The 21,465-nt window shown below is 63.6% G+C and carries 21 protein-coding genes; 16 read left to right on the top strand and 5 right to left on the bottom strand.

The annotated features are described in order from the left end of the window. Positions 1-27: 27 nt before the first annotated feature. The gene (locus TZ03_RS11970) at positions 28-441 is read right to left on the bottom strand and encodes a hypothetical protein (RefSeq protein ID WP_051097813.1); all 414 of its coding nucleotides are present in this window, start codon (positions 439-441) and stop codon (positions 28-30) included. A gap of 85 nt (positions 442-526) precedes the next feature. Here TZ03_RS11970 and TZ03_RS11965 point away from each other — a divergent pair, with 85 nt between their 5' ends. Beyond that, complete coding sequence (locus tag TZ03_RS11965) at positions 527-1,600, top strand: aminopeptidase (RefSeq protein WP_051097840.1); 1,074 nt, start codon at positions 527-529, stop codon at positions 1,598-1,600. A 132-nt stretch (positions 1,601-1,732) separates the two neighbouring features. Here the strand turns inward: TZ03_RS11965 and TZ03_RS11960 are convergent, their stop codons facing one another. Continuing rightward, positions 1,733-2,383 (bottom strand): HAD family hydrolase, encoded by a 651-nt coding sequence (locus tag TZ03_RS11960; protein WP_051097812.1) that lies wholly within the window; start codon positions 2,381-2,383, stop codon positions 1,733-1,735. Between the two features lie 61 nt (positions 2,384-2,444). After that, complete coding sequence (locus TZ03_RS11955) at positions 2,445-2,993, bottom strand: gamma carbonic anhydrase family protein (RefSeq protein WP_051097811.1); 549 nt, start codon at positions 2,991-2,993, stop codon at positions 2,445-2,447. 102 nt (positions 2,994-3,095) lie between these two features. On the opposite strand from TZ03_RS11955, the gene prlC reads away from it, so the two are divergent. From prlC to TZ03_RS11930, 5 genes are all read left to right on the top strand, one after another. Beyond that, positions 3,096-5,147 carry an oligopeptidase A gene (prlC, locus tag TZ03_RS11950; protein WP_236692819.1) on the top strand — a complete coding sequence of 684 codons (2,052 nt, stop codon included), beginning with the start codon at positions 3,096-3,098 and terminating at the stop codon, positions 5,145-5,147. After that, positions 5,144-5,425: a YheV family putative zinc ribbon protein gene (locus TZ03_RS11945; RefSeq protein ID WP_051097809.1), complete on the top strand. Its 282-nt coding sequence runs from the start codon at positions 5,144-5,146 to the stop codon at positions 5,423-5,425. The genes prlC and TZ03_RS11945 overlap by 4 nt, the downstream gene beginning before the upstream one ends. Positions 5,426-5,569: 144 nt before the next feature. After that, complete coding sequence (locus TZ03_RS11940) at positions 5,570-6,619, top strand: PA0069 family radical SAM protein (RefSeq protein ID WP_051097808.1); 1,050 nt, start codon at positions 5,570-5,572, stop codon at positions 6,617-6,619. Between the two features lie 367 nt (positions 6,620-6,986). Continuing rightward, a complete protein-coding gene (locus TZ03_RS11935; protein ID WP_027591999.1) occupies positions 6,987-7,706 on the top strand; it encodes a carbonic anhydrase in 720 nt (239 codons plus the stop codon). Between the two features lie 191 nt (positions 7,707-7,897). Then, on the top strand, positions 7,898-9,430 hold the full coding sequence (locus TZ03_RS11930; RefSeq protein WP_051097807.1) for a SulP family inorganic anion transporter: 1,533 nt from the start codon (positions 7,898-7,900) through the stop codon (positions 9,428-9,430). 131 nt (positions 9,431-9,561) lie between these two features. Here the strand turns inward: TZ03_RS11930 and TZ03_RS11925 are convergent, their stop codons facing one another. After that, positions 9,562-10,203: a hypothetical protein gene (locus tag TZ03_RS11925; protein WP_051097806.1), complete on the bottom strand. Its 642-nt coding sequence runs from the start codon at positions 10,201-10,203 to the stop codon at positions 9,562-9,564. Between the two features lie 368 nt (positions 10,204-10,571). Here TZ03_RS11925 and coxB point away from each other — a divergent pair, with 368 nt between their 5' ends. Genes coxB through TZ03_RS11905 form a run of 4 tightly spaced genes read left to right on the top strand, consistent with a single transcriptional unit; the run spans position 10,572 to position 14,813 of the window. Further along, positions 10,572-11,699: a cytochrome c oxidase subunit II gene (coxB, locus tag TZ03_RS11920; RefSeq protein ID WP_051097805.1), complete on the top strand. Its 1,128-nt coding sequence runs from the start codon at positions 10,572-10,574 to the stop codon at positions 11,697-11,699. 43 nt (positions 11,700-11,742) lie between these two features. Beyond that, positions 11,743-13,332, top strand: coding sequence for a cytochrome c oxidase subunit I (ctaD, locus tag TZ03_RS11915; RefSeq protein ID WP_013970300.1), 1,590 nt, complete (start codon positions 11,743-11,745; stop codon positions 13,330-13,332). A gap of 10 nt (positions 13,333-13,342) precedes the next feature. Further along, positions 13,343-13,909 (top strand): cytochrome c oxidase assembly protein, encoded by a 567-nt coding sequence (locus tag TZ03_RS11910; protein ID WP_051097804.1) that lies wholly within the window; start codon positions 13,343-13,345, stop codon positions 13,907-13,909. A 16-nt stretch (positions 13,910-13,925) separates the two neighbouring features. Further along, the gene (locus tag TZ03_RS11905; protein WP_051097803.1) at positions 13,926-14,813 is read left to right on the top strand and encodes a cytochrome c oxidase subunit 3; all 888 of its coding nucleotides are present in this window, start codon (positions 13,926-13,928) and stop codon (positions 14,811-14,813) included. Between the two features lie 112 nt (positions 14,814-14,925). Here TZ03_RS11905 and TZ03_RS11900 read toward each other — a convergent pair whose 3' ends face one another. Beyond that, a complete protein-coding gene (locus TZ03_RS11900; RefSeq protein ID WP_025337210.1) occupies positions 14,926-15,129 on the bottom strand; it encodes a twin transmembrane helix small protein in 204 nt (67 codons plus the stop codon). Between the two features lie 63 nt (positions 15,130-15,192). Between TZ03_RS11900 and TZ03_RS11895 the strand changes: the two genes are divergently transcribed. From TZ03_RS11895 to TZ03_RS11870, 6 genes are all read left to right on the top strand, one after another. Further along, positions 15,193-15,930, top strand: coding sequence for an SURF1 family protein (locus tag TZ03_RS11895; protein WP_051097802.1), 738 nt, complete (start codon positions 15,193-15,195; stop codon positions 15,928-15,930). Beyond that, positions 15,899-16,480, top strand: coding sequence for a hypothetical protein (locus TZ03_RS11890; RefSeq protein WP_051097801.1), 582 nt, complete (start codon positions 15,899-15,901; stop codon positions 16,478-16,480). Before TZ03_RS11895 ends, TZ03_RS11890 begins: the two co-directional genes overlap by 32 nt. Positions 16,481-16,489: 9 nt before the next feature. Continuing rightward, positions 16,490-17,569, top strand: coding sequence for a COX15/CtaA family protein (locus tag TZ03_RS11885; RefSeq protein WP_051097800.1), 1,080 nt, complete (start codon positions 16,490-16,492; stop codon positions 17,567-17,569). After that, the gene (gene cyoE / locus TZ03_RS11880) at positions 17,554-18,447 is read left to right on the top strand and encodes a heme o synthase (protein WP_051097799.1); all 894 of its coding nucleotides are present in this window, start codon (positions 17,554-17,556) and stop codon (positions 18,445-18,447) included. Before TZ03_RS11885 ends, cyoE begins: the two co-directional genes overlap by 16 nt. Further along, on the top strand, positions 18,444-19,076 hold the full coding sequence (locus tag TZ03_RS11875; protein WP_051097798.1) for an SCO family protein: 633 nt from the start codon (positions 18,444-18,446) through the stop codon (positions 19,074-19,076). Before cyoE ends, TZ03_RS11875 begins: the two co-directional genes overlap by 4 nt. A gap of 75 nt (positions 19,077-19,151) precedes the next feature. Beyond that, entirely contained in the window at positions 19,152-21,314 is a 2,163-nt protein-coding gene (locus TZ03_RS11870) for a M48 family metallopeptidase (RefSeq protein ID WP_051097797.1), read from the top strand. The last annotated feature ends 151 nt before the right edge of the window (positions 21,315-21,465 follow it).

The raw sequence follows: 21,465 nt of genomic DNA, 5'->3' as shown, positions 1-21,465 counted from the left end.
CTATAAGCATAGCGCCGTTTGCACGGTTCAGGTGCGTTGGCAGCCCGCTGGCAGGCCCTGGCCGAGCAGTTTCTGCTGGTGGTCGTAGAGTTTGATCCAGGGGCGGAAACCGATGCTGCCGGCCTGCAACTGGTAGCGCTGCCCGGCGCTGAAATCCTTGAAGGTCAGCTTGACCTGGCAATCCCGCCACAGTGGCTGGTCGACCGGGCCGATATTGCTGGGGGTAACCGGGAACTGGTAGCGCACGGTCAACTCGTGGCTGCCGGGTTGCACCTCGAAATAACGGTTATCGGCCCAGTCGCGCTCGTCTACCTGCACGGCGTGTAGCGAGGTGTTGTCGTAGGGGGTGAGGTCGATCCAGGCCTGGTTCGGGTCTGGGTCTGGCAAGGTCGAACAGGCGGATATCAGCAACAGTGAGCCGGCGACCAACAATGCACGCATGGCGAAACTCCCCCTTGGCGAGATAGTCTTGGAGCGAATCGGCCTTGAGCGAGTCAGACAGTCCCGGATGCTTCGACTTTTTCTTATTCAGCGCTCAGGCCCTGGGCCACTCGACCGCATTTTTACCGGTTTGGTTCCGCTGCTGGCGGCGCTCCTGCTGAACGGTTGCAGCAGCGCCGCCTATTATGGACAGTTGGCCGAAGGCCAGTGGCAGCTGCTGCGGGCGCGCCAGCCAGTGGCACAGGTAATGGCCGACCCGGCCACTTCCCCGCAATTGCGTGTGCGCCTGGAACATGCCGAGCAGGCACGGGCGTTCGCCAGTCAGCAGCTGAAACTGCCGGATAACCGCAGCTACCGGGTTTACGCCGACCTTGGCCGGCGTTACGTGGTGTGGAATGTGTTCGCCACGCCTGAGCTGTCGTTGCAGCCAGTGACGCACTGCTTCCCGATCGCGGGGTGCGTCGCGTATCGCGGCTACTACCAGCAGGGGGCAGCGCGGGGGGCGGCGGCGCTGATGCGCCAGCACGGTATGGATGTCTACGTGGGCGGTGTGGAAGCCTACTCGACCCTGGGCTGGTTCGACGACCCGATCCTGTCGTCGATGGTCGGCTGGGGCGATGAGCGGCTGGCCACCCTGATCTTTCATGAGCTGGCCCACCAGCGCTTCTATGTGCAGGACGACACCGAGTTCAACGAGTCGTTTGCCACCTTCGTCGAACAGGAAGGTACGCGGCAATGGCGCGTGGCGCGTGGGCTTGCTGCGGTTGGCGAGAATCATGGGCCGCAACGGGACCAGTTCATCCGCCTGGTGCTGGCCAGCCGCGAGCGGCTGCAGGCGCTGTATGCCGGGCCATTGGATGATGCGCACAAGCGGCAGGCCAAGCAGGCGGAGTTCGAGCGCTTGAGGCGGGAATACCAGCAGCTGCGTGATGCCCAGTGGGGTGGAGACAAGCGCTATGACGCCTGGATGTATGGGCCGATGAACAATGCCAAGTTGTTGCCGTTCGGGCTGTATGACCAGTGGGTGCCGGCGTTTGCGGCGGTGTTCAGGGAAGTTGGCGGGGATTGGCTGCGGTTTTATGAGCGGGTCGAACAACTGGGGCGGTTGCCGATTGCTGACAGGAAGGCGGCGTTGCAGCGGTTGATGGCAAGCCAGTGAGATTTTGGGGCCGCTTTGCGGCCCATCGTCGGCAAGCCAACTCCCACAGGGACTGCACAAGGTTTGAAATCGATGCGGTACCTGTGGGAGCTGGCTTGCCGGCGATGGGCTGCAGAGCAGCCCCAATGGCCATCAAGCCTTGATGAATGCCTGATGCATCTCGGCCAAGGTAGCAAAGTGGTAGGCGGGTTCTTCCGCCATCAACTCGTCCCGGCTACCAAACCCATACCCCACCGCCACTGCCTGCAAGCCATTACTGCGCGCCCCGATCAGGTCATGCTTGCGGTCGCCGATCATCAGCGTCTGCGCTGGGTCCAGCCCTTCTTCATCCAGCAGGTGGCGAATAAGCTCGACCTTGTTGGTGCGGGTGCCATCCAGCTCACTGCCGTAGATCACCTTGAAGTGGCGATCGAAGGCGAAATGCCGGGCGATTTCGCGGGCGAATTCCCATGGCTTGGAGGTGGCGATGTACAGCGTACGGCCTTGGCCGTTCAGCGCTTCGAGTAACTCCGGCACGCCTTCGAACACAAGGTTTTCGTACAGGCCGGTGACGCGGAAGCGCTCCCGGTAGAAGTTCACCGCATCCCAGGCCTTGGCTTCGTCGAAGCTGTAGAACTGCATGAAGGCCTGCAGCAGGGGTGGGCCGATGAAGTGTTCGAGGCGGGCCAGGTCTGGCTCGTCGATGCCCAGTTTGGCAAGGGCGTACTGGATCGAGCGGGTGATGCCCAGGCGCGGGTCGGTCAGGGTGCCGTCGAGGTCGAAGAGGATGTTTTGCTGGTGCATGTAAGAGGTTCCACTCGAGTCTTGCGTGGGTTTCTTCGCGGGCAAGCCCGCTCCCACAGGGTCATTCCGGTTGGTCGTAGCCTTCGGCCAGGTGCTGGTCCTTGAGCTTCACGTAGTTGCCGGCGCTGTAGGAGAAGAACGCGCGCTCCTTGTCGTTCAGCACCCGGGCCTGCTTCACGGGGCTGCCCATGTACAGGTAGCCACTGACCAGGCGCTTGCCCGGCGGCACCAGGCTGCCGGCGCCGATGATCACTTCGTCTTCGACGATGGCGCCGTCCATGATGGTGCTGCCCATGCCGACCAGGATACGGTTGCCCAGGGTGCAGCCATGCAGCATGACCTTGTGGCCGATGGTCACTTCGTCGCCGATGATCAGCGGGAAGCCGTCAGGGTTGAACGGGCCGGCGTGGGTGATGTGCAGTACGCTGCCGTCCTGCACGCTGGTGCGCGCGCCAATGCGGATGCGGTGCATGTCGCCGCGTACCACGGTCAACGGCCAGACCGAACTGTCTTCGCCGATCTCCACGTCGCCCAGCACCACCGCCGATCGGTCGACGAAGGCCCTGGGCCCAACTTTCGGAGTGTGTTGCTGGAAGCTTCGGATGGCCATGATAGCGTCTCTCATCTGTGCCGATAGGCAGGCTGCCTGCTGCGGTCGGCGTCGATTGTAATTAAGATGGGGCAGTGTTTCTTCTGCCAAGGTATCCAAACCGTGAGTGCGAACAACCCGCTTCTGCAGTCCTACGATCTGCCGCCCTTCTCGCAAATCCGTGCCGAACACGTGTTGCCGGCGATCGAAGCGATCCTGGCCGACAACCGTAAAGCCATTGCCGAGATCCTCGAACAGCAGGGCAAGAACCCTACCTGGGCTGGCTTGGTGCTGGCCATGGATGAACTGAACGACCGCCTGGGCGCCGCCTGGAGCCCGGTCAGCCACCTCAATGCGGTGTGCAACAGCCCGGAGTTGCGCGAGGCTTACGAGTCGTGCCTGCCGGCGCTGAGTGCCTACTCTACCGAACTGGGCCAGAACCGTGCGCTGTTCGAAGCCTACCAGGCGCTGGTCAACAGCCCTGAGGCTGCCGACTTCGACGTGGCGCAAAAGACTATCCTCGAACATGCCCTGCGTGACTTCCGCCTGTCGGGTATCGACCTGCCGGCGGACAAGCAGCAGCGCTATGCCGAAGTGCAGAGCAAGCTCAGCGAGTTGGGCAGCCGTTTCTCCAACCAGTTGCTCGACGCCACCCAGGCCTGGACCAAGCACGTGACCGACGAGGCCGCGCTGGCCGGCCTGACCGATTCCGCCAAGGCGCAGATGGCGGCCGCTGCCCAGGCCAAGGGCCTCGACGGCTGGCTGATCACCCTGGAGTTCCCCAGCTACTACGCGGTAATGACCTACGCCAGCGACCGCGCCCTGCGCGAAGAGCTGTACGCTGCCTACTGCACCCGCGCCTCGGACCAGGGCCCGAACGCCGGCCAGAACGACAACGGTCCGGTCATGCAGGAAATCCTCGCGTTGCGTCAGGAACTGGCCGAACTGCTGGGTTACCAGAACTACGCCGAGCTGAGTCTGGCCACCAAGATGGCCGAGTCCAGCGACCAGGTGCTGAGCTTCCTGCGTGACCTGGCCAAGCGTTCCAAGCCGTTCGCCGCCCAGGACCTGGAGCAGCTCAAGGCCTACGCCGCCGAGCAGGGCTGCGCCGAGCTGGCCAGCTGGGACGCCGGTTACTTTGGCGAGAAGCTGCGTGAGCAGCGCTACAGCGTGTCGCAGGAAGCCTTGCGCGCCTACTTCCCGATCGACAAGGTACTGGGCGGCCTGTTCAGCATCGTGCAGCGTCTGTACGGCATCGAAATCGCCGAGCTCAAGGGCTTCGACAGTTGGCACCCGGATGTACGCCTGTTCGAGATCAAGGAAAATGGCCAGCATGTCGGCCGCTTCTTCTTCGACCTCTACGCCCGCGCCAACAAGCGTGGCGGTGCCTGGATGGACGGCGCCCGCGACCGTCGCCGTACAGCAGGTGGCGAGCTGCAGAGCCCGGTGGCCAACCTGGTGTGCAACTTCACCCCGGCCGCGCCCGGCAAGCCTGCGCTGCTGACCCACGATGAAGTCACCACCCTGTTCCACGAATTCGGCCACGGCCTGCACCACCTGTTGACCCGCATCGAGCATGCCGGTGTTTCCGGCATCAATGGCGTGGCTTGGGATGCGGTCGAGCTGCCCAGCCAGTTCATGGAAAACTGGTGCTGGGAGCCCGAAGGCCTGGCGCTGATTTCCGGCCATTATGAAAGCGGCGCGGCTCTGCCTCAGGACCTGCTGGACAAGATGCTGGCGGCGAAGAACTTCCAGTCGGGCATGATGATGGTGCGCCAGCTGGAGTTCTCGCTGTTCGACTTCGAGCTGCACGCCAGCCATGGCGATGGCCGCAGCGTGTTGCAGGTGCTCGAAGGCGTGCGCGACGAGGTGTCGGTCATGCGTCCGCCGGCGTACAACCGTTTCCCCAACAGCTTTGCGCACATCTTCGCTGGCGGTTACGCGGCGGGCTACTACAGCTACAAGTGGGCCGAAGTGCTGTCGGCTGACGCTTTCTCGCGCTTCGAGGAAGAAGGCGTGCTGAATGCCGAGACCGGCCGTGCCTTCCGCGAGGCGATCCTGGCCCGTGGTGGTTCTCGCGAGCCGATGGTGCTGTTCGTCGACTTCCGTGGCCGTGAACCTTCCATCGATGCCTTGCTGCGCCACAGTGGCCTGAGCGAGGACGCTGCAGCATGAGCGAGGTAGCCGTGAACAAGACCAAGAAACGCTTCATCGCCGGGGCGGTATGCCCGGCGTGCAGCGAAGCGGACAAGTTGATGATGTGGAACGAGGATGGCGTACCGCACCGCGAGTGCGTGGCCTGCGGCTTCACCGACACCCTCAACGAGCAGGGCTTGTCGGTGCCGAAGGAACTCGGCACCCGGGTCAACCATCTGGCACCGAAAGCCGCGCCGGCCAAGGTGCAGACGGTGCAGTTCTTCCCTAACCCGAAGTTGAAGAAACCAACGGAGTAAACGGTCGGGCGTTATATAGGGCTTCTCATTGGGGCAAGGGGGTTGATTAAGCGTCAGCTCCCTGAGCTATTTCTCCGAGATGCCCTTGAGGGCATGGGGCGCACTGGAGTACTGTATGAAAAAACAGTATTCAGGGCCAAAGTCATGCTTCCCGTTCGCGGTCGTGGTACCCCTCATAATCCACACAATCGTTTCGCTGCGCGACAGTCGGTGGTTGAAGATGATGGCTGGTATCAGGAGGTGCCGGTCACTCAAAACACCGAGGTTCGGGTGGAAATTGCCAAGACCGTCATCGCTCGCAATACGTCACCTGACCTGCCCTTCGACCGTTCCATCAACCCCTATCGCGGCTGCGAGCATGGCTGTATCTATTGTTATGCCCGCCCTTCCCATGCCTACTGGGACCTTTCCCCCGGCCTGGATTTCGAGACCAAGCTGATCGCCAAGACCAATGCGGCCGAAGTGCTTGCCCAACAGTTGAGCAAACCGGGCTATGTGTGCGCGCCGATCAACCTGGGCTCCAACACCGACCCGTACCAGCCGATCGAGCGCGAGCAGTTGCTGACCCGGCGCCTGCTCGAAGTGCTGCTGCGTTTTCGTCACCCGGTGACCATCGTTACCAAGGGTTCGCTGGTGTTGCGCGATCTCGACCTGCTAGCCGAAATGGCCCGCCAGCGCCTGGCGCGGGTGATGATCAGCCTGACGACGCTGGACGACGACCTCAAGCGGGTGCTGGAGCCGCGTGCGGCGTCGCCCAAGGCACGCTTGAGGGCGATTCGCGTATTGCGCGAGGCGGGTGTGCCGGTGGGCGTGTTGTGTTCGCCGATGATTCCGATGATCAACGACAGTGAGCTGGAGCGCCTGCTGGAAGCGGCCAGGGAGGCTGGCGCGCAGAGCGCAGCCTACATGATGTTGCGCCTGCCGCTGGAAGTGGCGCCGTTGTTCGAGCAGTGGCTGCAGGACCATTACCCGCAGCGGGCGGCGCATGTATTGAGCCTGATCCGCCAGAGCCGCGGCGGCGAGCTGTATGACAGCCGGTTCGGGGCGCGCATACGTGGTGAGGGTGTGTTTGCCGAGCTGCTGGCGCAGCGCTTTGCCAAGGCGATGAAGCGGTTGGATTTTGCTGGCCGGGAAGCGCAGGTGCTGGATTGCTCGGCGTTCTGCCCGCCGGGTGGGCAGATGGCCCTGTTTTGATGTTCGAAGGGTGTAGGAGCGGGTTTACCCGCGAATGCATTTGTGAAGCCACCGACGCATTCGCGGGTAAACCCGCTCCTACAAAGTCCGCGCTTTGCTTATAGCTCAACTAATGGCAGCCAATAATCACGCTAATATATATTGGCAGTTGATGTTTTTTTGCTATTATCCAGTTCTGCCCTTCCGGCCTGGAACGTCCGTTCTAGAGCCTTCGAATTAAGTTTCAGTTAAGTTTTCCTCGCTAGCGTAGGCAATCAGTCCACACCGACTGTGATCTATGGCCCGTGCGTGTCATCTAAATCCCTGCATAGCCAGAATCTTTCACCGGTAAAATGGATTTACCTACACACCGTCAAGAGGATGAATCATGCCCGTCAAGGACCCATCCAAGGTCGTTCCGGATGTACCCGCCGAGAGCGCCGATGCCGCCCTTAAGCACATCGTCGACGGCTTCCTGCGCTTTCACCATGACGTCTTCCCCGAGCAGCAAGAGCTGTTCAAGAAGCTCGCCACTGCGCAAACGCCACGCGCCATGTTCATCACCTGCGCCGACTCGCGCATCGTCCCCGAACTGATCACCCAAAGCTCGCCAGGCGATCTGTTCGTGACCCGTAACGTGGGCAACGTGGTACCGCCTTATGGGCAGATGAACGGCGGCGTTTCCAGCGCCATCGAATACGCGGTGCTGGCACTGGGCGTGCACCACATCATCGTGTGCGGCCACTCCGACTGCGGCGCCATGCGTGCGGTGCTCAACCCGCAATCGCTGACCAAGATGCCGACCGTCTCCGCCTGGTTGCGCCACGCCGAAGTGGCCCGCACCGTGGTCGAGAACAACTGTTCGTGCGGCAGCGAGCACGAAACCATGCAGGTGCTGACCAAGGAAAACGTCATTGCCCAACTGCACCACCTGCGTACTCACCCTTCGGTTGCTTCGCGCCTGGCAGCCGGTGAGCTGTACATCCATGGCTGGGTCTACGACATCGAGACCAGCAAGATCGAAGCCTATGACGCCGCCAGCGACAGCTTCCTGCCCCTGGCTGCTGGCGAGCCGGTCCCCTGCGCTACACCGAGAGGCCGCTACTAAGCGACCCATCCACCGCTAGAACCTTGATAGCCGGCTGCACCCTGCAGGGGTGTGGCGCGGCCTTCGGCTGCCTTGAATTCCCTGACTGCCCTGCCGGCCCGCCCGCTGGCGGCCCGCGCCTGCGCGCTCGTCAGGGGCCAACGTGCCCACGGCCAGGGGAATGGCCGTGTGACAGAGAAAGGAGAAACACGGTGAACATTACACAGTTGAAAGCGGCCCTGCCGCGTGAGTTGCTGGCGTCGGTAGTGGTCTTCCTGGTGGCCCTGCCGTTGTGCATGGGTATTGCGATCGCCTCGGGCATGCCACCGGCCAAAGGCCTGATTACCGGCATTATCGGCGGCGTTGTCGTGGGTTTCCTTGCCGGTTCGCCGCTGCAGGTCAGTGGTCCGGCGGCCGGCCTGGCGGTACTGGTGTTCGAGCTGGTGCGCCACCATGGCATGGCGATGCTCGGGCCGATCCTGCTGCTGGCGGGGCTTTTGCAGTTGCTGGCGGGGCGCCTGCGCCTGGGCTGCTGGTTCCGTGTCACCGCGCCGGCGGTGGTGTACGGCATGCTGGCAGGGATTGGCGTGCTGATCGTGCTGTCGCAGGTGCATGTGCTGTTCGACACCGCGCCGCAGCCTTCCGGCATGCAAAACCTGCTGGCGTTTCCCGCGACCGTGGCCGCGGCGCTGCCGCTGGAAAGCGCAGGCTCGGGTTGGCAGGCCGGTGCGCTGGGCCTGGGCACCATCGCCATCATGTGGGGCTGGGAGTGCCTGCGGCCACAACGGCTACGTTTCATCCCCGGCGCCCTGCTGGGCGTGGCGGCCATGACTGCCATCAGCCTGTGGCTGGCCCTGCCGGTGAACCGGGTGCAGGTGCCGGCAGACCTGTCCGAGGCCATCGACTGGATCCGCCCGGACGACCTGATGCAACTGGCCGACCCTGCCCTGTTGGTCGCCGCCTTTGCCCTGGCTTTCATCGCCAGCGCCGAAACCTTGTTGTCGGCCGCGGCGGTCGACCGCATGCACAGCGGCCAGCGCTCGGACTTCGATCGTGAGCTGTCGGCCCAGGGCATCGGCAACATGTTGTGTGGAGTACTGGGCGCATTGCCAATGACTGGGGTGATCGTGCGCAGTTCGGCCAATGTGCAGGCGGGTGCGCAGACCCGCGCCTCGGCGATCTTCCATGGCCTGTGGCTGTTGGCGTTCGTGGTGGCGTTGAGCAGCGTGCTGCAGCAGATCCCGGTGGCGAGCCTGGCCGGTGTGCTGGTATTCACCGGGGTCAAGCTGGTCGATTTCAAGGCATTTCGTGGCCTGGGCCGCTATGGCCGCATGCCGATGTTCACCTACGCGGCGACGGCGCTGGCGATCATCTTCACCGACCTGCTGACCGGCGTGCTGCTGGGCTTTGCCCTGACCGTGCTGAAGCTGGCGTTCAAGGCGGCGCGGCTGAGGATCAACCTGGTCAGCCTGGAGAAGGCTGGGCATATGGAGCTGCGGCTTAGCGGTGCGGCCACCTTCCTCAAGGTGCCGGCGCTGACCCAGGTGCTGGATACCGTGCCGGCGGGGACCACATTGCATGTGCCGTTGGGCAACCTGAGCTATATCGACCACTCGTGCTTGGAGCTGCTGGAGGACTGGGGGCGCAGCAACTCGGTCAATGGGGCGCGGTTGCTGATCGAGCAGCGGCGCTTGAAGCGGCGGATCGAGGGGCGGATGCGGACCACGGCGGGGGTTGGGGCCTGAAATCGAATGTTGTATGGCCTGAACCGGCCTCTTCGCGGGCAAGCCCGCTCCTACAGGTACTGCGCAGGCTTTGAAACCTGTGTTGTACCTGTAGGAGCGGGCTTGCCCGCGAAGAGGCGGGGACAGGAGTATCAGGCCGGCTGGCTCAGCTCCACACCCAGCTGCCGCGACAGGCACGGCCAGCGCTTCCAGGCGGCGCCGGTTTCCGGGCTGCTCAGCTTTTCGCGGTAAGCCTCCACCGATTCCACCGCAAAGCTTTCGTCATTGAGCATTTCATCGACCGAGTGATGCACCACTTCATCCAGCTGGTTGGCAAACTCTTCGCCAATCAACTGGTGGGCAATCAGGTTGGCGACGGTGGTGTCGACCGGGATCAGTGGCTGCTGGAAATGACGGATGTACAGGTCGTTCACCTCCTCCACCAGGCGGTGCGCCAGGTAGGCCTCATCCAGCAGGCAGTCCAGGCCTACATGCCCTTGCATCACGCTAGGCGGCTGCAGGAAGTAGGCCTCGGCGATCTTCAGTACCGGCTTGATCTGCGATTCGATGCCGGCTTCGCGGGCGACCTCGTGCGCGGCCTCCAGCAATTCCGGAACCTGATCGATGTAGGCGCTGACGAAGCGCGCCAAAGTACCCTGGGCGTCCTGCTCAGGCAGTTGGATCGAGGGGTGCAGGTGGGGCAGTTGCAGCTCGAGACGCTGTTTCAATTGGCCAGTCTGGCCTTCGTGTTGATGGGCTTGGCTTACCTGCTCGCGTACAGCAGCGATGTTCATGACAACTCCAGGGACATTACGTTTCAAACGGAAGACACTAAATTAGCTCGGTATACAGAATACCTAAGACGTATTTGTTATAAGCCACGCAAACGTGTGCATGCGCAGATATATCGAAGTGCCATTATTGCGCCACACCCGGTCAAGCGCGCGGTTTTCAGGGCCTTCAGCCATTTGGTGAAGTTCATTTCACAGGCTTCATTGCGTGCCGTTGGTCGCTGTCTATACTCCCGGTGAACGTGATTCGTTGATGAGGCCCGACTGCTTTTAGCAGGGGCTCGGTCGTCGAAGCCAGGCAGTCTTGACCGCCGTTCCTCTTGCCGCAGGCCACGCCTCCGGGACAACAAGAACGAGAAGGGGAACCCGCAATGATGCGACATCCACATGTCTGGATGGGCCTGCTGTTGTGGTCAGTTTTTGGTCAGGCCAACGCCGCCTGGACCGTGAACATGCACCCAGGGGCGACGGAAGTCTCCAACGCCGTCTTCGACCTGCACATGACCATCTTCTGGATTTGCGTGGTCATCGGCATAGTTGTATTTGGCGCGATGTTCTGGTCGATGGTCATCCACCGCCGTTCCACCGGCCAGCAGGCCGCGCATTTCCACGAGCACACCTGGGTGGAAATCCTCTGGACCGTGGTTCCTTTCCTGATCCTGGTGGCCATGGCCATCCCGGCCACCAAGACCCTGATCGATATCTACGATGCCAGCGAGTCGGACATCGATATCCAGGTCACTGGCTACCAGTGGAAATGGCACTACAAATACCTGGGCCAGGACGTGGAGTTCTTCAGCAACCTGGCCACCCCCGCCGAGCAGATCCACAACAAGGCACCCAAGGACGAGCACTACCTGCTCGAAGTCGACCAGCCGCTGGTGCTGCCGGTGGGCGCCAAGGTGCGCTTCCTGGTGACTGCCGCCGACGTCATCCATTCCTGGTGGGTGCCGGCCTTCGCGGTCAAGCGCGACGCCATCCCCGGCTTCGTCAACGAAGCCTGGACCCGTATCGAAAAGCCCGGCATCTACCGTGGCCAGTGCACCGAACTGTGCGGCAAGGACCACGGCTTCATGCCGGTGGTGGTCGAGGTCAAGTCCAAGGCCGACTACGACACCTGGCTGGACGAGCGCAAGGCTGAAGCCGCCAAGCTCAAGGAGCTGACCAGCAAGGAGTGGACTCTGGAAGAGCTGGTGGAGCGTGGCGACAAGGTCTACCACACCACCTGCGTGGCCTGTCACCAGGCCGAGGGCCAGGGCCTGCCGCCGATGTTCCCGGCGCTCAAAGGCTCGAAGATCGCCACCGGGCCGAAGGAAGACCACCTGGGCATCGTCTACCACGGCAAGCCGGGCACCGCCATGGCAGCGTTCGGCAAGCAGCTGTCGGAAGTCGACATCGCCGCCGTGGTCACCTACGAGCGCAACGCCTGGGGCAACAACAAGGGTGACATGGTCACGCCGAAGGATGTGCTGGCGCTGAAGCAGGCAGAAGCGCAATGAACCGGGTTACTCGCGGCAATCAATGGATTGCAGGAGACAGGACATGAGTGCAGTGATCGACGACCACGCCCACGGCCATGACCATGCCCACGGCCCGGCCAAGGGCCTGATGCGCTGGGTGCTGACCACCAACCACAAGGACATCGGCACGATGTACCTGTGGTTCAGCTTCATCATGTTCCTGCTCGGCGGCTCGTTCGCCATGGTGATCCGCGCCGAGTTGTTCCAGCCCGGCCTGCAGATCGTCCAGCCGGAGTTCTTCAACCAGATGACCACCATGCATGGCCTGATCATGGTGTTCGGCGCGGTGATGCCGGCCTTCGTCGGCCTGGCCAACTGGATGATCCCGCTGATGATCGGCGCGCCTGACATGGCCCTGCCACGGATGAACAACTTCAGCTTCTGGTTGCTGCCGGCAGCCTTCCTGCTGCTGGTCTCGACCCTGTTCAGCCCCGGCGGCGGGCCCAACTTCGGCTGGACCTTCTACGCCCCGCTGTCCACCACCTATGCGCCGGCCAGTGTCACCTTCTTCATCTTCGCCATCCACCTGATGGGCATCAGCTCGATCATGGGCGCGATCAACGTGATCGCCACCATCCTCAACCTGCGTGCGCCGGGCATGACCCTGATGAAAATGCCGTTGTTCGTCTGGACCTGGCTGATCACCGCGTTCCTGCTGATTGCGGTGATGCCGGTGTTGGCTGGTGTGGTGACCATGATGCTGATGGACATCCACTTCGGTACCAGCTTCTTCAGTGCCGCCGGCGGCGGTGACCCGGTGCTGTTCCAGCATGTGTTCTGGTTCTTCGGCCACCCCGAGGTGTACATCATGATCCTGCCGGCCTTCGGCGCGGTCAGTTCGATCATCCCGGCGTTCTCGCGCAAGCCGCTGTTTGGCTATACCTCCATGGTGTACGCCACCGGCGCCATTGCCTTCCTGTCGTTCATCGTCTGGGCCCACCACATGTTCGTGGTCGGCATCCCGGTGGTCGGCGAGCTGTTCTTCATGTACGCCACCATGCTCATCGCCGTGCCCACCGGGGTGAAGGTGTTCAACTGGGTCAGCACCATGTGGGAGGGCTCGCTCACCTTCGAGACGCCGATGCTGTTCGCCATCGCCTTCGTCATCCTGTTCACCATCGGTGGTTTCAGCGGGTTGATGCTGGCCATCGCCCCGGCGGACTTCCAGTACCACGACACCTACTTCGTGGTGGCGCATTTCCACTACGTGCTGGTGCCCGGGGCGATCTTCGGCATCTTTGCCTCGGCCTACTACTGGCTGCCGAAATGGACCGGCCACATGTACGACGAAACCCTTGGCAAGCTGCACTTCTGGCTGTCGTTCATCGGCATGAACATGGCCTTCTTCCCCATGCACTTCGTGGGCCTGGCCGGCATGCCCCGGCGGATCCCCGACTACAACCTGCAGTTTGCCGACTTCAACATGGTGTCGTCGATCGGTGCCTTCATGTTCGGCGCCACGCAGATCTTCTTCCTGTTCATCGTCATCAAGTGCATCCGCGGCGGCGCGCCGGCACCGGCCAAACCCTGGGATGGTGCCGAGGGCCTGGAGTGGTCGATCCCGTCGCCTGCGCCCTACCACACCTTCCAGACGCCACCGGAAGTGAAATAGGTAACCTGCCATGAACGGCCTGTCGCTGAAACGCCTGGTAACGCGCCTGCTGATGCTGACGGTGGTGATGTTCGCCTTCGGCTTCGCCCTGGTGCCGATCTACGACGTGATGTGCAAGGCCTTCGGCATCAATGGCAAGACCGGCGGGCAGTACCAGGGCAGCCAGGTCAGCGACCCGACGCGATCGGTGCGGGTGCAGTTCATGTCGACCAACGCCAGCGACATGGTCTGGGACTTCTACTCCACCGCCGACCAGCTGGAGGTCAACCCGGGGGCGGTGAACCAGATGATCTTCATCGCCCACAACCCGACCGACCGGCCGATGAGTGCGCAAGCCATCCCCAGCATCACCCCGGCCGAGGCCGCGGCGTACTTTCACAAGACCGAGTGCTTCTGTTTTACCCAGCAGGTACTGCAGCCTGGCGAACGCATCGAGATGCCGGTGCGCTTCATCGTCGACCGTGACCTGCCGGCCAGCGTGAAGCACCTGACACTGGCCTACACCTTGTTCGACATCACCGCTCGCCACCCGCCGGTCGCGCATGTCGCGGCCCAGGACGTCCAGGGCGCCCGTTAAGGGAAGGAGAACAGCAATGGCAAGTCATGAGCACTACTACGTCCCGGCGCAGAGCAAGTGGCCGATCATCGCCACCATCGGCATGTTCATCACGGTGTTCGGCCTGGGTACCTGGTTCAACGACATGAAGGCCGGCCACCCGGAGTCGCATGGGCCGCTGATCTTCTTCATCGGCGCGCTGTTCCTCGCCTATATGCTGTTCGGCTGGTTTGGCGCGGTGGTGAAGGAGAGCCGCGCCGGGTTGTATAGCGCGCAGCTGGACCGCTCGTTCCGCTGGGGCATGAGTTGGTTCATCTTCTCCGAGGTGATGTTCTTCCTGGCGTTCTTTGGCGCGCTGTTCTACGTGCGGGTGCTGGCCGGGCCGTGGCTGGGTGGCGAAGGCGCCAAAGGGGTCGCACACATGCTGTGGCCTACATTCGAGTTCACCTGGCCCCTGCTGCACACACCCGACCCGAAACTGTTCCCGCCGCCCAAGGAAGTGATCGACCCGTGGCACCTGCCGCTGATCAACACCATCCTGCTGGTCAGTTCCAGCGTGACCATCACCATTGCCCACCATGCGCTGCGTCGTGACCACCGTGGGCCGCTTAAATTCTGGATGGCGCTGACCATCCTGCTGGGCGTCAGCTTCATCGCCTTGCAGGCCTTCGAGTACCACGAGGCCTATACCAAGCTGGGGCTGACGCTGGGGTCGGGGATCTATGGCGCGACCTTCTTCATGCTTACCGGCTTCCACGGTGCCCACGTGACCTTGGGCACGATCATCCTGATCGTGATGTTCGTGCGCATTTTGCGCGGGCACTTCAACCCGGAGAAACACTTCGGCTTCGAGGCGGCCAGCTGGTATTGGCACTTCGTCGATGTGGTGTGGGTGGGGCTGTTCATCTTTGTGTATGTGCTCTAGGGCCTCATCGCCGGCAAGCCAGCTCCCACAGGGATTTCACAAGGCCTGACGCTGGCGCTGTACCTGTGGGAGCTGGCTTGCCGGCGATGAGGCCATCAAAGCAAATGAAGATTCAGAAAGGGGCATGTGAAACCAGCTGACCGCTGATGAAGCCCCAGGCGACCAGGCCGATGGTCAGGGCTGCCAGGGTCACCCGCACGGTCAGCGCTTTCAGCAGACGGGTCGAGCTTTCATCGTCCTTGACCAGAAATACCAGGCCACTGAACAGGCTGGCAATCGTGGCCAACAGCATCAGGACAATCGCGGCCTTGAGCATGGCGATACTCCGGGGGGATGCGGTGATGTGGATAAGTATAGCGACTGACCTGGCGAGGCTCCGATGAGGCCGTTTCGCCCGGGCTGGGTACCGACCCTGGTGGTGCTTGCGCTGCTGCCGGGGCTGATCGCGCTTGGCTGCTGGCAACTCGGCCGTGCCGAGGAAAAGCGCGTACTGCTGGCCACCTACGCCGAGCGGCGGATCGAGGCGCCCCTGGCCACGACCCAGCTGGCCGCGAACCAGGACAATGCCTTCCGCCGCCTGCACCTGTATGGCCGTTTCGACGCCGAGCACAGCCTGCTGCTGGACAACCGCATGCGCGATGGGCAGGCCGGGGTCGAGCTGTTGCAACCGTTCCATGATCAGCCCAGTGGCCTGTGGCTGCTGGTCAATCGCGGTTGGCTGCCTTGGCCAGACCGCCGGGTGCCGGTGCAATTCGATACCCCTGCCCAGCCGCTGGCGCTGGACGCTTCGGTGTATGTCGCGCCGGGCAGTCCCTTCCAGTTGCACCCTGACCCGGTCGGCGGCCAATGGCCCCACCTGCTCACTGCCATTGATGCCGCGCAGCTCTGGCAACAGCTCGACCGCGAAGGTTTCGCCCATGAATTGCGCCTGGAACCCGGCCCGGCGACCTACCGCCTGGACTGGCCGGTCGTCGCCATGGGCCCGGAAAAACACCTGGGGTACGCCGTGCAGTGGTTTGCCCTGGCGACCGCTTTGGTACTGCTTTACCTCTACTTCGGCTGGCACCACAACAAGGAGAAACGCCATGGCCACCGCCACTCCACTGGAAGTGCCTGAACGTAGCAAACCCAGAGCCCGCGGGCGTTTGCAACTGATCCTGATCCTGCTGGTGGTGCTCGGGCCGATGCTCCTGGCCACCAGCATGTACAAGCTCAAGTTCTGGGTGCCGGAAGGCCGCAGCTACCACGGTGCGATGATCGGCAATGGTGAGAGCCGTGCCGATATCGGCGTGGCTGGGCAGGACCAGCACTGGCAGTTACTGGTGAGCGCGCCCGAGGCTTGTGCCGAGGACTGTCAACGCCTGGTGTACCTGGCTCGGCAGATCCAGGTCGGCCTGGGCCGCGATGCCAGCCGTGCCAGCCATGCGCTGGCCGTCGCCCAACCGCTGAGCGCGGACTACCAGGCGCTGCTCGGCCGCGAGTATCCGCAACTGCAACGCTACCCGCTGGATGCGCAACGCTACCTGGAGAAGGTCGGTGAGCCCGGCCCGCAGCTGTGGATCGTCGACCCGCACGGCAACCTGGTGCTGCGCTACGACGGCAAGGTCACCGGCAAGCACGTGCTGGACGACCTGCGCCACCTGCTCAAGCTGTCCAACATCGGCTAGGAGCCTGCCATGGCCAGACCCGGATTTCGCCTCGCTGTGTTCGCCACCCTGCTGGCACTGCTAGTCGTCCTGCTCGGTGCCTATACCCGCCTGACCCACGCCGGCCTCGGCTGCCCCGACTGGCCGGGCTGTTATGGCTTCATCAGCGTGCCCAAGAGCGAAGCGCAGCTGGCCCATGCCGAACTGCACTTCCCTGAGCACCCGGTGGAAGCAGCCAAGGGCTGGGCCGAGATGGTCCATCGCTACTTCGCCGGTACCCTGGCCGTGGTGATCGCCCTGCTCGCCTTGCAGGCGGTGCGCCGGCATGCCCGCGATGGCCAGCCTTATCGCTTGCCCGTGCTGTTGCTGGGCGTGGTGCTAGCCCAGGCGGCCTTTGGCATGTGGACGGTCACCCTGAAGCTGTGGCCGCAGGTGGTCACCGCGCATCTACTCGGTGGCTTCACTACCCTGAGCCTGCTGTTCCTGTTGTCCCTGCGTCTATCCCGCGCCTTTGCGCCCTTGCCAAAACTGCCGCTGAGCCTGCGCCGGATCGCCGCACTGGCCTTGCTGGTGGTGATCGGCCAGATCGCCCTGGGTGGTTGGGTCAGCGCCAACTACGCGGCCGTGGCCTGTATCGACCTGCCCACCTGCCACGGCCAGTGGTGGCCGGCGGCGGACTTCAGCAACGGCTTCCACCTGACCCAGCACGTCGGCCCCAACTACCTGGGGGGGCAACTGGACAGCGATGCACGTACGGCCATCCACATCAGCCACCGCCTGGGTGCGCTGCTGGTGACCGGTGTGTTGCTGATGCTCAGCTGGAAGCTGCACCGCTGCGGTCTGCCCGGCCTGGCGCGGCTGGTGCTGCTGGCGCTGGCGGTGCAGGTCGGCCTGGGCATCAGCAACGTGCTGTTCCACCTGCCGTTGGCCGTGGCCGTGGCGCACAACGCCGGTGGCGCGCTGCTGCTGTTGAGCATGGTGCTGGTGAACTATCGCATCCGTGTGGTCGACAAGGTACGCGTGGGTGTCGGCCACGGCTGGCGCCTGCGGCCGGTGGCTGGTGTCGGCGTCTCCCATCACATGAGGAACGATTCGTGGCGACGCTTCTGAGCGTACGACGGGCCAGTTGGCGTGATTACCTGGAGCTGACCAAGCCCAAGGTGGTGGTGCTGATGCTGATCACCTCGCTGGCGGGCATGTTCCTGGCCACCCGTGCGGGTGTCAGCTGGGGCGTGCTGCTGTTCGGCAACCTGGGTATTGGCTTGTGCGCCGGCGCTGCGGCGGTGGTCAACCATGTGGTGGACCGGCGCATCGATGCGTTGATGGCGCGTACCCACAAGCGCCCGCTGGCCCAGGGCCGGGTCGAGCCACTAGCGGCCCTGCTGTTCGCCTTGGCCCTGGCGTTGTTGGGCATGGCCCTGTTGCTAGTGTTCACCAACGCCCTCACCGCCTGGCTGACCCTGGCCTCGCTGCTTGGCTATGCGGTGCTCTACACCGGCTTTCTCAAGCGAGCCACGCCGCAGAACATCGTCATCGGCGGCCTGGCCGGCGCCGCACCGCCACTGCTTGGCTGGGTTGCGGTAAGCGGCCACGTCAGTGCCGAGCCTTTGCTGCTGGTGCTGATCATCTTCGCCTGGACCCCACCGCACTTCTGGGCCTTGGCCATCCACCGCAAGGAGGAGTATGCCAAGGCCGATATCCCGATGCTGCCGGTGACCCACGGCGAGCGCTACACCAAGCTGCACATCCTGCTGTACAGCCTGGTTTTGCTGGCGGTGAGCCTGTTGCCGTATGCCATCCACATGAGCGGCCCGTTGTACCTGGCCTGTGCCCTGGTGCTGGGCCTGCGCTTCCTGCGATGGGCCTGGGTGTTGTACCGTGGCAGCCGGCCGCACGCGGCGATCGGCACCTTCAAGTACTCTATCGGCTACCTGTTCGCGCTGTTCATCGCGTTGCTCCTTGACCACTACCTGTTGCTGAACCTATGACCCGAACCCAGAAAACCGTCTTCATCCTCGTCGCCCTGGTCGCGTTGATCCTGGGCCTGACCGTCAACAAGGTGCTCAATGGCCGCGACCAGCTCAACCCGGCCGAGCTGATCGATGCCGGCATCATCCTGCTGCCGCAGAGCCGCGCCGTGGCCGACGTGACCATGACCGACCAGGACAGCCAACCCGTGCAGCTGGATGACCTGAAGGGCAAATGGTCGCTGCTGTTCTTTGGCTACACCTACTGCCCGGACATCTGCCCGACCACCCTGGCCCAACTGCGCCAGGTGAAGAGCGAGCTGCCCAAGGAGGCCTTGGATCGGCTGCAGGTGGTGCTGGTGAGTGTGGACCCGAACCGCGACACGCCGAACCAGCTGAAGCAGTACCTGGGCTATTTCGACAAGGACTTTGTCGGGGTGGCGGGGTCGATCGAGGATACCCAGAAGCTGGCCAATGCCTTGAGCATTCCGTTCATTCCAGCGGATACCAGCAAGCCGGGGTATACCGTGGATCACAGCGGCAACCTGGCAGTTATCGGGCCGGATGGGCGTCAGCGGGGGTTCATTCGGGCGCCGTTCAACAACCAGAAGCTGGTGGCGCAGTTGCCGGGGCTGGTCAAGCGCGACTGAGTCGGGCCGCGCTTTCGAAGCACTCTCCTGTCGGTTAGGATGAGCGCCCTCGAGCATTGGCATGGAGAGCCTGATATGACCTCGCGCGACACGCGCATTCTTGCCTGGCGGCTGGTGCTGCTGCCACTGCTGCTATGGGCCATGGCCCTCTGGCAGGGCCAGCGCGCCGATGAGCACCGCACCCTGCTGCTGGAGGATCGCGGCCAACTGCACGTCTTCATCGCCCAGGTGGAAGAGATGCAGCGCGTGCGCGACCACCGCGACGTGCAGTTCAACGGGCGCTCGGTCGACCCCTACATGGCCAACAGCATGGCGGTGCTGCGCCTGAACGAGACCGAGCGTGAGCTGACCTTCGCCCGCATCGGTTCCGTGCTGGCGCAGTGGTCGCTGCCCTTGGCGGCGGTGCTCACGCTGCTGGGCGTCGCTGCCCTGGTGACCCTGCACTGGGCCGGCAAGGCCGCACTGGCCTCGCGGGCCCGACTGGTGCGGTTGTTCCACCGGGTGCGGCAGTTGTTGCCGCTGGCGCTGGCCGCGCTGATGGTGCTGCTGACCCTGACCGCCGTGCTGGAAATCGCCTACGAGGCGCTCTGGCTGTTCGCCCTGAAACAAACTTCGGCCGGGGTGCTCAAGCTGCAGCTATTGGTGGGCCTGCTGATGCTGGCGATGCTCTGGCCGTTGTACCGCCTGCCTGGGCAGCTGAAAACCATGCTGCAGCTGTTCAAGCCCGAACCCCACGACGTTTTCGGCACGCCGCTGACCGAGCAGCAGGCGCCTGCCTTGTGGGCCCGGGTGCGCTCGCTGGCGCGACGGCTCGATGCACTGGAGCCGGACAACATCGTGGTCGGCTGCCTCGAAGGCTTTTACGTGACCTCGGCCGAGGTCCTGCTGCAGCCGGGCGAGCGTCGCCTGCAGGGGCGCACCTTGTACCTGCCCTTGCCGTTGCTGGCGGTGCTCAGCCGCCGAGAAAGCGATGCGGTGATCGCACATGAGCTGGCCCATTTCTCGGGCGAGGACACCGCCTACAGCATGCGTTTCGCCCCCATCTACCAAGGGGTGTGGCGCAGCATCGGGGTGCTTGGCGAGCATATGGAAGCAGGCTTTCTGCGTGGCTTGCTGACCCTGCCGGCCTACGCGCTGGCGGTGTATTCGATGCAGCGCTTCGACCATGCCGTCAGCCACTGGAGCCGCGAGCGCGAACTGCTGGCCGATGCCGCAGGCGCACGGATCGACGGGCCACAGGCGGTGGTCGATTCGCTGGTACGGATCAGTGCGCTGGAGCCGTTGATCGATGAACACCACCGGCACCTGTGCGACCAGCCGGCACTGTGGCCGCAAGACTTGCTGGGCTCGGTGCTGACGCACCTGGCGCAGCAGCCTATCGTCCTGCCGGACGCCGAGCTGGCGGATGAACTGCCCCACCCCACCGATACCCACCCACCGACCTTGCAGCGCATCCAGGCGCTGGGCATGTCCGCCGAGGATGCGCGGCATGGCCAGGCGCTGCGGCCGGTGCTGGTCGATCAGGCGCTGGCCCGCCTGGCCGAGGATGTCCCGGACGTACCGGGGTTGTCCGGCATGCTGACGACGGCCCTCGGCGACTTCCTGGCGCGCCAGCGCGAGGACATCCGCCGCGAGCTGGAAGAACGTGCCCACGCGGTGCCGAGCGAAAGTATCGTGCGCGAGGGTGCACAGTTGCGCGGTCGGTTTCTGCTGGTGGTGGCGCTCGGCTGCATGGTCGCGGCGGCGTGGCTGCTCCTGGGCGTGGACGTGCACGGCGCCAAGCCTGGGCTGATCACCTTCTTCCGCGTGCTGGCCGTGGCCATTGCCGGCACCGGGGTCATGCTGGGCGTGTTCGGCTGGCGCTTCATCAAGCGTGCGGCCACCCCCGCGCTGGTGCTGACGCGGGACACGGTGCGCTTTGCCAATGCCTCGGAGCCGATCGCGCTGCATTGCTTCGATCAATACCAGGTCAAAGTTTCGCCGGGCCTGGCGGTGGTGTTGCAACTGGCCGAGGATGCGCCGTTACCGATGTTCCACAAGCGCAGGTTCTGGGAGCCCGATGCCAAGTTCGATACGCGGACCCGGCAGGTGACCCTGGCGTTGGGGCGCTGGAGCGTGGATGGCAAGGCCTTGAATGGCGGGCAGCTGGCGTTGCTGATAGGGCGCTATCTGGAAGGCGGCCATGCGCGCCAGGCCCTGCAGGCATTGGATGGAGGGCCGTCAGGCGAAGCCCTGTAGAAGTCGCAGCGGTGAGTGCAGGCTGCGGTACGTGTAGTTGCCTGTTAGGGCCAATCGCCGGCAAGCCAGCTCCCACCTCGACCGCATAGGCCTCAAGCCCTGTGCAGTACCTGTGGGAGCTGGCTTGCCGGCGATGAGGCCAGCCCAGGCA

This window comes from Pseudomonas sp. 10-1B, from assembly GCF_000935045.1.
Taxonomy (GTDB): Bacteria; Pseudomonadota; Gammaproteobacteria; order Pseudomonadales; family Pseudomonadaceae; genus Aquipseudomonas.
The sequence above is the reverse complement of the archived record's forward strand: the minus strand, read 5'-3'. Positions and strand labels throughout refer to the sequence as shown.